The sequence below is a fragment of the Pseudomonas sp. AFG_SD02_1510_Pfu_092 genome (assembly GCF_003331055.1).
Taxonomy (GTDB): domain Bacteria; phylum Pseudomonadota; class Gammaproteobacteria; order Pseudomonadales; family Pseudomonadaceae; genus Aquipseudomonas.
Genome location: NZ_PUQD01000008.1, coordinates 117,145 through 130,755, shown reverse-complemented (window position 1 = coordinate 130,755; position 13,611 = coordinate 117,145). Strand labels below are relative to the sequence as shown.

General features: G+C 56.2%; 14 protein-coding genes, 1 tRNA gene and 1 pseudogene. 4 read left to right on the top strand and 12 right to left on the bottom strand.

Features of this window, described 5'->3' with window-relative positions; genetic code table 11:
• Nucleotides 1-9 precede the first annotated feature (9 nt).
• Nucleotides 10-174: a DUF6708 domain-containing protein gene (locus tag C6A77_RS26160; protein ID WP_346330245.1), complete on the top strand. Its 165-nt coding sequence runs from the start codon at nucleotides 10-12 to the stop codon at nucleotides 172-174.
• Nucleotides 175-217: 43 nt separating this feature from the next.
• On the opposite strand, the gene C6A77_RS06365 is transcribed toward C6A77_RS26160, so the two are convergent.
• The 3 genes from C6A77_RS06365 to glsB all read right to left on the bottom strand — a co-directional run bounded on the left by C6A77_RS06365 (nucleotide 218) and on the right by glsB (nucleotide 1,853).
• Nucleotides 218-364 carry a hypothetical protein gene (locus C6A77_RS06365; RefSeq protein ID WP_178082377.1) on the bottom strand — a complete coding sequence of 49 codons (147 nt, stop codon included), beginning with the start codon at nucleotides 362-364 and terminating at the stop codon, nucleotides 218-220.
• Nucleotides 365-462: 98 nt separating this feature from the next.
• Complete coding sequence (locus C6A77_RS06360) at nucleotides 463-825, bottom strand: hypothetical protein (protein WP_114168589.1); 363 nt, start codon at nucleotides 823-825, stop codon at nucleotides 463-465.
• Between the two features lie 119 nt (nucleotides 826-944).
• Nucleotides 945-1,853, bottom strand: a complete 909-nt coding sequence (gene glsB, locus C6A77_RS06355) for a glutaminase B (protein ID WP_114168587.1) — start codon at nucleotides 1,851-1,853, stop codon at nucleotides 945-947.
• Between the two features lie 239 nt (nucleotides 1,854-2,092).
• Between glsB and C6A77_RS06350 the strand changes: the two genes are divergently transcribed.
• Nucleotides 2,093-3,130, top strand: coding sequence for a sensor domain-containing diguanylate cyclase (locus C6A77_RS06350; protein WP_114168586.1), 1,038 nt, complete (start codon nucleotides 2,093-2,095; stop codon nucleotides 3,128-3,130).
• A 74-nt stretch (nucleotides 3,131-3,204) separates the two neighbouring features.
• On the opposite strand, the pseudogene C6A77_RS26155 reads toward C6A77_RS06350, so the two are convergent.
• Nucleotides 3,205-3,623 (bottom strand): annotated as a pseudogene (locus C6A77_RS26155) (HD domain-containing protein).
• 388 nt (nucleotides 3,624-4,011) lie between these two features.
• On the opposite strand from C6A77_RS26155, the gene C6A77_RS06340 reads away from it, so the two are divergent.
• Nucleotides 4,012-4,254 (top strand): hypothetical protein, encoded by a 243-nt coding sequence (locus tag C6A77_RS06340; protein ID WP_114168584.1) that lies wholly within the window; start codon nucleotides 4,012-4,014, stop codon nucleotides 4,252-4,254.
• Between the two features lie 165 nt (nucleotides 4,255-4,419).
• Entirely contained in the window at nucleotides 4,420-4,683 is a 264-nt protein-coding gene (locus C6A77_RS06335) for a DUF3077 domain-containing protein (RefSeq protein WP_114168582.1), read from the top strand.
• A gap of 155 nt (nucleotides 4,684-4,838) precedes the next feature.
• Here C6A77_RS06335 and C6A77_RS06330 read toward each other — a convergent pair whose 3' ends face one another.
• From C6A77_RS06330 to pheS, 8 genes are all read right to left on the bottom strand, one after another.
• Nucleotides 4,839-6,209, bottom strand: a complete 1,371-nt coding sequence (locus C6A77_RS06330) for a DNA cytosine methyltransferase (protein WP_114168580.1) — start codon at nucleotides 6,207-6,209, stop codon at nucleotides 4,839-4,841.
• Nucleotides 6,206-7,378, bottom strand: a complete 1,173-nt coding sequence (locus C6A77_RS06325) for a DNA cytosine methyltransferase (protein ID WP_114168578.1) — start codon at nucleotides 7,376-7,378, stop codon at nucleotides 6,206-6,208. Before C6A77_RS06325 ends, C6A77_RS06330 begins: the two co-directional genes overlap by 4 nt.
• A gap of 301 nt (nucleotides 7,379-7,679) precedes the next feature.
• Nucleotides 7,680-8,810: a phospholipase D family protein gene (locus tag C6A77_RS06320; RefSeq protein ID WP_114168576.1), complete on the bottom strand. Its 1,131-nt coding sequence runs from the start codon at nucleotides 8,808-8,810 to the stop codon at nucleotides 7,680-7,682.
• Nucleotides 8,811-9,272: 462 nt separating this feature from the next.
• A tRNA-Pro gene (locus C6A77_RS06315) sits at nucleotides 9,273-9,349 on the bottom strand.
• A 112-nt stretch (nucleotides 9,350-9,461) separates the two neighbouring features.
• A complete protein-coding gene (locus C6A77_RS06310; protein WP_003250681.1) occupies nucleotides 9,462-9,818 on the bottom strand; it encodes a MerR family transcriptional regulator in 357 nt (118 codons plus the stop codon).
• Complete coding sequence (gene ihfA / locus C6A77_RS06305; RefSeq protein ID WP_003250679.1) at nucleotides 9,799-10,101, bottom strand: integration host factor subunit alpha; 303 nt, start codon at nucleotides 10,099-10,101, stop codon at nucleotides 9,799-9,801. The genes C6A77_RS06310 and ihfA overlap by 20 nt, the downstream gene beginning before the upstream one ends.
• Before the next feature lie 4 nt (nucleotides 10,102-10,105).
• Nucleotides 10,106-12,487: a phenylalanine--tRNA ligase subunit beta gene (gene pheT, locus C6A77_RS06300; protein ID WP_114168574.1), complete on the bottom strand. Its 2,382-nt coding sequence runs from the start codon at nucleotides 12,485-12,487 to the stop codon at nucleotides 10,106-10,108.
• Between the two features lie 30 nt (nucleotides 12,488-12,517).
• Nucleotides 12,518-13,534 (bottom strand): phenylalanine--tRNA ligase subunit alpha, encoded by a 1,017-nt coding sequence (pheS, locus tag C6A77_RS06295; RefSeq protein ID WP_051097696.1) that lies wholly within the window; start codon nucleotides 13,532-13,534, stop codon nucleotides 12,518-12,520.
• Between the last annotated feature and the right edge of the window lie 77 nt (nucleotides 13,535-13,611).

The following is a 13,611-nucleotide window of genomic DNA, read 5'->3' as shown; positions in this document are numbered from 1 at the left end:
CGTCTGTTCATGCAGCAAGGTCCCGAAGCCCTGCCGAAGTTCGTCCACCCACCCCGTGACTGGAACGACGACGACGGCCTGAGCCACATGCACTGTTTGGCACCCAAGGTTCACTGGCCAGAGGACATTGACCGTGAATCCCGTACTGCCCCGTCTGACGGAGAGAGCCGATAAACCCTGGGTCTGGAAGTTACAAGCTGCCGTGGATGGCGGCAGGCTACTCCACGCTCTGCCTGGCATGATCAGTAAGACCATCATCGTCCTGCCCCTCACCGCCCTCCTCTTCGTTCATCAGCGGATCGTCATCAGGGTCGGGTATGGTGGGGCGATCAGGGTCGACTGCCGGGTCGGGTGAAGTGGGCATATCGGGGTTTGTACCGCCTTGTGCTCTGGGATCGGAACTCATCATCGCGTACCTCGCAAGAAAAGGTGTGGAACCACAGGCATCTCCGGGCAACCCCGTCAGCGAGACTGGGGATGCTCGGCAGACACCGAATTGTTGGCCTCCACATCCTGCATCTCTTCCTCTATCGGGCCATCGTCATCCGCCGGTAGCGGGACCTCTCCGTCACCACTGCCGGCCTGCTCGTTTTTGGTCCGTGCACTGCCGTTGTCCCGGTCCAGCTGCCCGTCCTGGTCCGAACCAGGGTTGCCGGGCGGTGGGTCCCAATCGACGGGACGCTTTTCGGACCACGCTTCACCGACGCCTTGCCTGGGCTCGGACTCGGTCTGCTCGAGGCCGGAGCCATGGCCAGCGCCGGTGTCAGGCGTGCTGGGCGCGGGGCTCGCGGAGGGTGCGTCGGGGCCATTCTGCTCGACTGCCATGAGCGTTCTCCTGAGTGCGGCGCAACGAAGGTGCGCTTACACACTTGGGATGCAGACCTGCCGGCGGGAGTGCCCTGGGCTCGACCGACGGCGCGAAATGCAGTCGCGCCCAACCCAGCTCAGAACACCGACCAGCCAATCCGCGAACTCAGCAGCTCGAGCGCCGCCATCCCCGCCAGGGAGTTACCCGCAGCGTTCAGCTCCGGCGACCACACGCAAACGGTGAACTGCCCCGGTACGATCGCGACAATCCCGCCACCCACGCCACTCTTGCCCGGCAACCCCACCCGGTAGGCGAAATTGCCGGCCTCGTCATACAGCCCGCTGGTGGCCATGATCGAGTTCACCTGCTGGGTCTGGCGCGGGGTCAGCACCTGCTCGCCACTGTGCTTGCAGAAACCGTCGTTGGCCAGGAAGCAGAACGCCCGGGCCAGGTCCAGGCAGTTCATCTGCAGCGCGCAGTAACTGAAATAGCTGCGCAGCACCGTCTCCACCTCGTTGTGGAAGTTGCCGAACGACTGCATCAGGTAAGCCATGGCCGCGTTGCGCGCGCGGAACTGGTACTCCGAGTCCGCCACACGGGCATCGATCGAGATGTGCGGGTTGCCCGACAGCCGCCGTACGAAATCGCGCATCGACAAGGTCGGTGCAGCAAAGCGCGACTGGTTGATATCGCAAATCACCAACGCCCCCGCGTTGATGAAGGGGTTGCGCGGCCGACCCCGCTCGAACTCCAGCTGCACCAGCGAGTTGAACGGCTGGCCCGACGGCTCATGGCCAAGCCGCTGCCAGATGGCTTCGCCCGAGTGGCCAATCGCCTGCACCAGGCTGAACACCTTGGAAATACTCTGCACCGAGAACGGCACCAGGGCGTCGCCTGCGCAGTGATAACTGCCATCGTTGCCATACACGGCAATGCCCAGCTGGTTCGCCGGCACATCGGCCAGCGCAGGGATGTAGTCAGCCACTTTGCCCTTGCCGATCAAGGGGCGTACTTCTTCGAGAATCTCGTTCAACAGCGTTTGCATGGAAGGCCCTGTATCAGTCCCCCAGACGACGGCTAAGGGGTAGCATTCTTGACGAAGGTCGGCCGGCAGAAATCACACATTCGACAAGAAATGCCATACCGGCACCGGCCTGCGTCACCCGCGCCCGCTCCGTTAGCCCATATGTCGACCCCATCACCTATGCTGTGCTTGTTTCGATGATATAGATAACCTGCAACCGCCGATGCAAAAGGCGCCAACCAAGGAATTGAGGACCCACGATGCCAGCTTGCCCTTTGCCTGCTGACGAAGCGCTGCGCCAACGCACGCTCGATGAAATGAACCTGGTCGATACGCCGGCCGAGCAGTACCTGGACACCTTGGTACGGCTGACCCAGGACCTGGCTCATGTGGACACGGTGCTCATCAGCCTCATCGACCAGGACCGACAGTGGTTCAAGGCCCGCATAGGGCTGGAGGCAAGCGAGACGACGCGCAGTATTTCCTTCTGCGGCTACGCGATTCTGGGCGAAGACACCTTGATGGTGCCCGACGCCACGTGCGACGGGCGGTTCATCGACAACCCGCTGGTGCTCAACGCGCCCTACATCCGCTTTTACGCCGGCCACCCCCTGCGCGCCGGCAACGGCAAGGCCATCGGCACGCTGTGCATGTTCGACCCGCGCCCGCGCGTGCTCAGCCAGCAACAACAGGCGAACTTCAAGGACCTGGCCACGCTCGCAGAGGGTTACCTGCAACTGCGCAACCTGGCCCAGGTGAACCACGACCTGCGCGTGGAGATGGACCGCGAGCAGCGCAAAGCCTTGCTCGACCCGCTGACCCAACTGTGGAACCGCGGCGCGTTGACGGCGTTCGAGGAGCACGAGCGGCGAGCGGCAGAGACCAACGGCTTGCAGCTGGGTGCGGTGTATGCGGACCTGGACCATTTCAAAGCGATCAATGACAAATACGGCCATGGCGGCGGTGACAAGGTGCTTTGCGAAACGGCCCGGCGCCTGCGCGCTGCGCTTCGCCCCGACGACCTGCTGGTGCGCCATGGCGGTGAAGAGTTTGTCGCGGTTTTGCTGGTCAAGGACAGCGAAGAACTGACGCGGATTGCCGAGCGGATTCGTGAGCAGCTCGGCGCCAGGCCGATGCAGTTGCCGGGTAGTGAATTGAAGGTGACCGTGAGTATTGGCTGCACCCTGTTTGCCAAGGGTGAAACAATGGACGACGCGCTGGAACGCGCTGACAAAGGGCTCTATGACGCCAAGCAGAGCGGGCGCAACCGGGTCGTGTACGTAACGCCGCCCCACTGAAACGGGGTAATCCGCGTTGCCGCTGTGGGAGCGGCCTTGCGTCGCGAAAGGACCGCAAAGCGGTCCCAACGATGTCAGCCTGAACCCAGCCCGCCAACCTCCTCCATGAAGTCCGCAAGGTACCCCTGCAGCCGCGCATGACGCTCAGCAGCAAGCCGAGCCCCTTCGCCGGTTTGACTGCATGGGCCACCTGCTCGACACGCTGCGACGGCCAGCCCCTATCAACCAGGATCGATGCGGCCTTCTCGGCCGATAACGTCGACGCCTGCCCACGCAGCGGCGAGTTCTTTTCTACCGCGACACAATCGTGCAGCACAGTGGCTGCGAGCAGCACTTCCAGGTCGCCGCCTTCCACGCGCTGTATCCGTTGCGCGTTGACCCACACGCGATGGATGTGGGACAGATCGTGAGAGCCGTCTGGCTGGTGTGTAGGTAGATGCCTCAGCAGGTCAGCGGCAAGGCGCTGGAATGGGGCGAACGCTTCGGTCGTCATGCTTGGTGTATTCCGTTACTGGTAAATAGTTGATTCGAGGTGGCAGCGATGGATCGATTCCGATCCGTTTCTACACCGGGATGAGTGAAAAGATCAGAAATAACCGCTTCCTTGTAGGGCATTTCCCAAAGATACTCCCTGCGGCTGTTTTTCGTTGCACATGGAAATCGTGAGTTCTAGTCTCGGCCCGTCGCTGCCAATTCAGCGACCGGTTTTGACAGACCGCTGACGTTGTCCTCATGTGCACGCTTTATGGCGGCTGTACGTGCGGGCACCCCATGGTGCGCCGAGTGCCAACGTCTCGGTCTGTCAACCCGCGTACAGCTGCCACCTTCTTGTTTGACAGCAAGGTTGAGGTAGCTCCACTTTCCGACGTTGGAGTTACACCATGCTCAAGATCGTTCCAGATCCGCCCCATACCCTCCAATCCCTAGAAGATACCCTGATCCAGGCCACGGACTACGCGCTTTGCGCCGCGACTGTCGTGCATCAGGCAATCTTGCTGCAGCCCAAATCGCCGGCGTCGATTCTGATGATGGCCTCGATGCATGAGCTGGAGACGCTGCGTGCTTTGCTTGAGTCCGCAATAGTCCAGGTGCAGACGCCTACTGAGCCTCGGACCTTGCACTAAGGCTTCATTGATGTGTCGCCTGTCGCGGCCCTATCGCCGGCAAGCCAGCTCCCACAGGTACCGCGTACGCCCCGAGATCTGTGGCGCAGCCCAGATCTTTGTGGGAGCCCGGCTTGCCGGCGATGAGGCCAGATCAGCCAATAGAGATTTCGGGGAAATTGAACAATGTCCACAGAAGAAACCAAATTCACCGTCGGCAAAACCACCTTCTACCAAGGCGCAAACCAGACCCATCCCCTGTTCCGCATCGAAGCCGGCATCCCATGCCAAAGCGCCCGCGAACAGGCCTCGGAGCTAATGGGCTACGCACGGGATATGACCCTGGACGGCTTGATGGAAGACAAACCCCAGCTGATCTGGGCTTCGCATTATCTCTGCGCTTTGGCCAAGGCGCTGATGGATGATGCCGAGCTGGGCATGATGCGCTGAGGCAACTACCGATACTCAGGGCTGCCTTCAGAAACCACTGAAGGCCTTCCATTCACCAAGGCTCAACAGCCCAACTCTACCACTGCAGCTATCGAGCCGGGCGACCAGCACCAAAATGTTCCGAATAGACAATAAAAACCGCGCACCAAAAGAATTTAATGCATATTATTTCTATACAGCCCGCTAACCTCAATCATCATCTTACATATTTTTTCGATTAAGTAAGGAGGCACCGACTCACCAATAACCTCTGCAATCTTAGCCGCGCTCATTGGCTTACCAGAAGCCTCGAAAGAATAATCATATCGATCGATAGTCTGGATGATCATTGCTTCATAGATAGACAATACACGGTGCTGATCCGGATGAATCTTATTATCTGAAGCTTCATAAATAAAATTTTGTGTAAGCGTCCGAGAAGGCTCATCCCACTTCATTCTTCGATACGCAGAATGAAAACCTTTAAGAAGACGATACCCACCATCGGCATTCTTTACTACCGGCCGAGGAAGTAACTCCCCACACTGCTTGCAATAAATTGGAATTTCCTTTGAGGATACCCATTTACCATCTAACTGAACATCTTTATGGCCCGGATTTTCAGAGTAGCGGCATTCGGGATTAACGCACTGATTATTAAATGCGGTATCCCCCTCACGGGTATTTTCCACCCACCAATACTTCCTATCATTCATGACTGGAACATAGTGCTGGGAATGAAAGTCTGGAGCAGCGTTTTTACCAATCGTCGCATCTAATCGAGGAAGTTTACCTATCGCTTCGCGCAACGACTGACGCTTTTCCTTCATCTTCGCCGAGAAAAACGAGCCACCATTGGCTCTGAAATAATTTTTGCCGTTCTCGTCTCTGGTATAGATTGTTACCAATCGTTTCCTAAGCTGGGGAATCCCATAATCCTGACAAGCCACAACCTCAGCACAACCCACATAGTCACTACCAAGTTGCTGCTCAACATAAGAGATAATATTTTCAAAACTGTTGTCACAAACTCTTATTTCGGTATTTCTCATGCCTGGCACGTTCTCAAAAAGCACCCACCTCGGCCGGAGCTTCTTTATAATCTCCAATGCTGGCATGATAAGCCTATTACGCTCATCTTCTTCCAAACGCCTACCTTGAGAAATTTCCCATTTGAGGCGCCCCATACCGTTCGACGACATACCTTGGCATGGAGGGGTAGCATACACTAGGAAAAGCTCCTCATCTTGAAGGAGCTCTTTAGCACGTGATATGAAATCACCTTTAACGTTGTTGATGTCCCCTTCAAGCATTTCGCTGTGTTTAAAATTATGCCTGTAGCATGCAGCACGAAGAGGAACGATTTCATTTGCCAACTGGATACTTATGCCGGCGCGCTCGACTCCTAGCTCACCTATCCCAGCGGATGAGAATAGACAAACCGCACTCAATTTCTTAGATGGAACTGGCGATGCCACATGCAAAGGAGCATCAACCGCTTCTTTGTCGTGACGTTCAAACAGCTCGCCTTGGACATGGGTGCTCATATCTCTTCAACCGCAACCTTAGAGGCCAATATCTCACTGATTACGCCACTAAATGCCGAACTCAATACAGGCGGTACAGCGTTACCGATTTGAGAAGCGATATCAGTTTTTGATCCTCGAAACAAAAAAGAATCATCGAAACTTTGGAGTCTCGCTGCCTCCCTCGGCGTAATAGCTCTATCATCCACCGGGTGGATGCACTTACTTGAAGCAGGTGATGTAAATTTAACAGTGATCGTAGTTGCCGGCTCTTCTTTCTCTAAACGAGAATAGCATGAACTATAACCACTGGTGACCAGCCCCTCAGGAAGGCAGCTCTTGCTAGAGCCTGAGTGCCTAATAACTTCAAGCATTTTCGCAGAGTGGTTCGCGGCTTGATGGAGACGCAATTGTTTCGGAGCATTCATCCTCCGCATCAGCTGATAACTGTTAAGCGGAGCGTGAGCGTAGCGCTCGCTCTCTTCTCCAGACCGCAATCGAGGAAGGTCTGATAAAGCATCCCATAAAGTGACAGCCGACAAGCCGTTTGTAGGATTTTGAATATACTTCTCTTTAATCCGAGTACCAATCACACGACCCGAAAAACGGTGAGTAGGATCCGGAAAAATTAAGACAGACGAGGAAACCGCCGATCTCTTGACGCCCAGCATGAAAAAGCGCTCGCGCTTTTGCGGAACACCATAATTAGCAGCATTCAAGACTCGCCAATCGACATCGTAACCAATTTCATTAAATGACATGATAATAGAGTTGAGTAGCTCACCTCCATTCGCGCCAATAATACCCACCACGTTTTCCATCAAAAACACTGTAGGCCTTAAAGTGGAAACATAGTCGACGAATTTCTTATAAAGGAAATTGCGAGGATCCTGTAACCCCTGACCTCTGGACGGCCGAATGGATGAAAAGCCTTGACATGGAGGTCCGCCAACAATTAGATCTATGCGCGAGATGCCAATCTTGTCCGCCATCTGTTGAGCGGTAAAATTATTTATATCATCGCAAAATATCTTCGCGCCTGGATGGTTCGCTGCCGCCGTCTCTGAGGCCGACCGATTCAAATCAATACCGCCCACAACCTGAAAACTTGAGTTGGAATGAGTCAGCCCATACGACAAAGCTCCCGTCCCACAAAATAGATCAAGTATATTCAGTTGCTTATCGTTCATCGAGACAATTCACCCAGCCATACACAATCACAGTGCAAGCTTAAAAAAATTTCGCCATTATACTCCCAGAGCGATCCAAAATCAAGACTGGCTATATCTTCAATATGTGGCGCACCTCAACTCGCCCACATTTGGGCTATCAATTAATTTTTATCTAATTTTAATACGTACCAGAAAGCAAAAGAGCTTCCAGAAAAACCACTTTATAGATCTGCACCTACACCCACCCACGCGCCTGTCTTAATAGAGCAAAAAGAGAGGCCATTCAAAAACTTGATCCATCCTTACAGCGCGCCCACACTCAGCTTAATCTATACCATTGAGCAGACTCTCTGTCTGACTTTGAGAGAACTGTATAGTCCCTACTCAGTGATTCTAAACGCGTCACAGGGGTAGCAGCTATTCCTTCACGTAACCGGTTAAAAAAGCGGGTACCCTCGGAATTATCGTTAGCATCATAAATTTGATACACCAACTCTTCAGGAGCTTCGCCAACCCACTTAAATACTGCGATCGGGTTCTGCAACCCATTTAGCTCGGGCGCCTCGAACCTAGCAGTATTTGGAATACGACCACGCGAAGAGTTCCTCTTGCTAATACCAATCTTTTGCCGCTGCCTGGAGACAGCAGAGACCACATCAGTAGCACCTTTAAAGAAAAGCGGGTATATCCTCATAGAAATTTGAAATTGTGTCCCATTACGCCTCGGCCGTACGCGCATTATCAATTCGTTCGCCGGGAAAGCACGCTCACTATCGTCAGGCACTTCGAAACTAGTACGACTTCGTTTTCTAGACGGGGTATTACTTTTACCAAATAGCGGCTCGCGTGGCGGTGCAACATCGCCCTCGATACGCTCGCGACGTATTTCATCTTCTGTTCTTACATAACCCGTCTTAAGTAGACGCTCAAGAAAAACTTGCGAAAGACGCCTCACCCTATTTTCAGATTTTTCATTTCGCCACCCCTCCAGAGTCCTTCCGATTTTCTGAATATCCATATCATCTAACTGACGAGTCACCGCCATAGCTATCTCTATATTTGTACTTACCCCCGCCCCTGTCATGTTATTCGACCCAACAAGCAGGCGGGCCTCAGAACTATTTTTGAAGAGAAATGCTTTTGGATGAAACGTACAGGATCTGTTCTCATCATGAAAAACATACGTTTCTATATCTAAAGATCTATTCTCGAGATCCAAAAAACGACTCAGCCCTTCATAGCTTGTACTACTAAAGTCAAGACCCAAGGTAGCGCGTACTCGATTATTCCGGGAGAGAAAACGCTCAATCGAATCGAATACCTTGTTAATGCCAGCCTGATTAACCCATGCCACTGCAAACTCGAACGCTTGCCACTGCTGGCGATCGACACCATCCAACTCACTGCACAGATAATCACTAAAGCTATTTTCAGGCTGAACAATTAACATAAGTTTCCCTCACATCCTTATCAAGACAAACAAAGCGAGCAATACAGCAATGCCCCCCGGCGACGAAGCAATCGCCAGAGCGACTTATTAACGAGAATCAAATGCCCGCGTCACACAAGCGACCCGCCGGCAAAATAAATATAGCAATTTTTAATGAAGCCAGACCGAACGAGATGTCAACAGATCAGCACAACAAAAAACTCAAGCTCTACCACAAAATAAGGCCGTCGCAGATGCGTGACAATTGATCTCTATAAGTAACCAAAAGCTTCAAAGATGTCAATGTGACATTGCGCGCGGAATCGCTTAGAAATCGAAGACTTTTAATAGCTTTCGGGAATAAATAAACGAACTGAATTCGCCATTTAGAAATGAGCTTGAGGAGATGTTTAGCAGCGAAACATATGCCTGTTTATCGAGCACAAAAAAAGCCACCCGAAGGTGGCTTTTTCGTTTCAATAATGGTCGGGACGGAGTGATTCGAACACTCGACCCCTTGCACCCCATGCAAGTGCGCTACCGGGCTGCGCTACGCCCCGACTGGGCTTGAAGCATGTTCCCAATGCTACCGGGAACGTTGAAGAATGTACCCTAACCTCCTGATAAATGAAAGCTTTTTCTCGAAAAATTTTCATTCACCAGCAAACCAGCTCACTTCTTCAACACCACCAACACATCCTCCAACTCGACAATCATCTGCCGAATCAGCTGCTTGTACTGGCTCGACTCATCCTTGGCTTCATCACTGGAAAGCCGCAACCGCGCCCCGCCAATGGTGAACCCCTGGTCATAAAGCAGCGCGCGAATCTGGCGAATCATCAGCACATCCTGCCGCTGATAATACCGCCGGTTGCCCCGCCGCTTCACGGGATTGAGCTGATCGAACTCCTGCTCCCAATACCGCAGCACGTGCGGTTTTACCGCACAAAGCTCACTCACCTCACCGATGGTGAAGTACCTTTTGCCCGGTATAGGGGGCAGTTCGTCGTTATGGCTTGGTTCCAGCATAGGCCTCAACCCGGGCCTTCAACTTCTGCCCTGGACGAAAGGTGACGACGCGCCGTGCGGTAATCGGGATTTCTTCCCCGGTCTTGGGGTTGCGGCCCGGCCGCTGGCGTTTGTCGCGAAGGTCGAAGTTGCCGAAACCGGACAGCTTGACCTGCTCGTTCTCTTCAAGTGCGTGCCGAATTTCTTCGAAAAACAGCTCGACCAGCTCCTTGGCCTCACGCTTGTTAAGCCCCAGCTCCTCGTACAGCCTTTCGGCCATCTCAGCTTTCGTCAGAGCACCCATGCCGTTATTTCCTTAACGTGGTGTTCAACCTTTGTTCGAGCGAGGTGAGGATGTTTTGCAGGGTAGTGTTCACCTCATCGTCGTTAAGAGTGCGCGATGGATGCTGCCAGGTCAAGCCAACGGCGAGGCTTTTTCTATCTGGATCAATGCCTTTACCTTGGTACACATCAAACAGCCTGAGGTCTGTGAGCCATTCGCCTGCATTGTCACGAATTAATTCAAGCACCGCGCTAGAAGCTACATCACGTCCTGCGATCAAAGCCAGGTCACGACGGGTTTCCGGGAACTTGGACAGTTCGCTGAATTTCGGCAGGCGGCCTTCGACCACATCACCCAGTACCAGCTCGAACAGGAACACCGGGCGATCCAGGCCCAAGGCTTTGGCCAGCTCTGGGTGGATGGCGCCAAGGTAGCCGACCAGTTTGCCGTCACGTTCGATGGCGGCGGTCTGGCCTGGGTGCAGGGCTGGGTGCTTGCCGGCGCTGAAGGTGAAGTCGCTCAGGGCGCCGGAGTAGCCCAGCAGGGCTTCCACATCAGCCTTGACGTCGAAGAAATCGACGCCGTCGCGGCCGTTGGCCCAGCCTTCTGGCAGGCGGCTGCCGGTGACTACGCCGGCGATCATCGGCTGCTGCTGCAGGTCGCCGAGCTGGCCGACGAAGCGCAGGCCGCTTTCGAACAGGCGCACGCGGTCTTGCTGGCGGTTCAGGTTGTGCTGCAGTGCCTTGACCAGGCCCGGCCACAGCGAGGCGCGCATGGCGGCCATGTCGCTGGAGATGGGGTTGGCCAGCAGCAGCGGCTCTACGCCCGGGCTGAACAGTTCGAACAGTTTCGGGTCGATGAAGCTGTAGGTGATGGCTTCCTGATAGCCGCGGGCAACCAGCAGGCGGCGCAGGGTCGGCAGGTCACCGCGGGTTTCCGGCTTGCCCTGTGGCGCCAGGCGCGCTTGCGGGTAGCGAACCGGCAGGTTGTTGTAGCCGTACAGGCGGGCCAACTCTTCGATCAGGTCCACTTCCAGGCTGATGTCGAAGCGGTGGCTTGGGACGCTGACGGTCCACTGCCCTTCCCCGTTACGAGTCGTGGTCAGTTCCAGAGCGTTGAGCAACTGCTCGACCTGGGCTGGGTCCATTTGCATGCCGAGCATCTGGGTGATGCGTTCGGCGCGCAGGGTGACCGGGGCCACCTGCGGCAGGTGCTGTTCGCTGACAGCTTCGACGATCGGGCCGGCCTCGCCGCCGACGATGTCCAGCAGCAGCTGGGTGGCGCGCTCCATGGCTTCGCGGGCCAGCTGCGAATCGACCCCGCGCTCGTAGCGGTGCGAGGCGTCGGTGTGCAGGCCGTAGGAACGGGCTTTACCGGCGACGGAAATCGGCTCGAAGAACGCGCTTTCAAGGAACAGGTCGCGGGTTTTTTCGGTGTTCACACCGCTGTGCTCGCCACCCATGACGCCGGCAATGGCCAAGGCGCGGGTGTGGTCGGCGATGACCAGGGTGTCGGCGCGCAGGGCCACTTCCTGGCCGTCGAGCAGGACGAGCTTTTCGCCCTCTTCAGCCATGCGTACGCGGATGCCGCCGTTGATTTCCGCGAGGTCGAAGGCGTGCATCGGCTGGCCGAGTTCAAGCATCACGTAGTTGGTGATGTCGACGGCGGCGTCGATGCTGCGCACGTCGCTGCGGCGCAGGCGTTCGACCATCCACAGCGGGGTCGGCTTGCTCAGGTCGACGTTGCGGATGACGCGGCCCAGGTAGCGCGGGCAGGCAGCCGGGGCGCTGACTTCGACCGGGCGCACTTCGTCATGCGCAGGTGCTACGGCTGGCACTACCGGGCGGGTGACCGGGGTGTCGTACAGGGCGCTGACGTCGCGGGCCAGGCCGGCGATCGACAGGCAGTCGCCGCGGTTCGGGGTCAGGCCGATTTCGATGCTGGCGTCGTCCAGGCTCAGGTACTGGCGAATGTCCTGGCCAACCGGGGCGTCGGCAGCCAGTTCCAGCAGGCCGTCGTTCTCTTCGCTGATCTGCAGCTCGGCCGCCGAGCACAGCATGCCGAAGGACTCGACGCCACGCAGCTTGGCCTTCTTGATCTTGAAGTCGCCAGGCAGTTCGGCGCCGATCATGGCGAACGGGATCTTGATGCCTGGGCGGGCGTTGGGCGCGCCACAGACGACCTGGAAGGTTTCCTGGCCGTTGCTGACCTGGCACACGCGCAGCTTGTCGGCGTCCGGGTGTTGTTCGGTGGCGAGGATTTCGCCCACGACGATGCCGCTGAACTGGCCGGCAGCGGGGGTAACGCTGTCGACTTCAAGGCCGGCCATGGACAGGCGGGCGACCAGTTCGTCACGGGAGACTTGCGGGTTTACCCAACCGCGCAGCCACTGTTCACTGAATTTCATGCTGTTCTCCTAGAGGTTGCGTCGATTGGCCTAGCGGAATTGGGCTAAGAACCGCAGGTCGTTGTCGAAGAACAGACGCAAATCGTTGACGCCATAGCGCAGCATGGCCAGGCGCTCGGCACCCATGCCGAAGGCGAAGCCCTGGAACTCTTCAGGGTCGATGCCGGACATGCGCAGCACGTTCGGGTGCACCATGCCGCAGCCCATCACTTCCAGCCAGCCGGTCTGCTTGCACACGCGGCAGCCGTTGCCGGAACACATCACGCACTGGATATCGACTTCGGCGGACGGCTCGGTGAAGGGGAAGAACGAGGGGCGGAAACGCACCGCCAGTTCTTTTTCGAAGAACACGCGCAGGAATTCTTCGATGGTGCCCTTGAGGTCGGCGAAGTTGATGTCGCGATCGATCAGCAGGCCTTCGACCTGGTGGAACATCGGCGAGTGGGTGATATCCGAGTCGCAGCGGTAGACGCGGCCCGGGCAGACAATGCGGATTGGCGGCTGGCTGGACTCCATGGTCCGCACCTGCACCGGCGAGGTGTGGGTGCGCAGCAGCATGTTGGCATTGAAGTAGAAGGTGTCGTGCATCGCCCGCGCCGGGTGGTGGCCGGGGATGTTGAGCGCTTCGAAGTTGTGGTAGTCGTCTTCCACCTCGGGGCCTTCGGCGATGCCGTAGCCAATGTGGGTGAAGAACTGCTCGATGCGCTCGAGTGTACGGGTGATCGGGTGCAGGCCACCGGTGGCCTGGCCGCGACCTGGCAGGGTCACATCAATGCATTCGGCAGCCAGGCGAGCGCTGAGCTCGGCCTCTTCAAACGCTGCCTTGCGTGCGTTGAGCACAACGGTAACGCGCTCTTTGGCGTCGTTGATCAGCGCGCCGACTTTCGGCCGCTCTTCGGCTGGCAGGTTGCCCAGGGTCTTCATCACCTGGGTCAGCTCGCCCTTCTTGCCGAGATAATTAACCCGGATCTGTTCCAGGGCATTGATGTCTTCAGCGCGCTCGACGGCCTCCAGGGCTTGCGAGACCAGCGCATCCAGGTTTTCCATGTACAGACTCCAGATACGAAAATAGGGGAAGAGCTTTGAAGGCTCTTCCCCTATCGATGACGTTCAATGCCCGACGG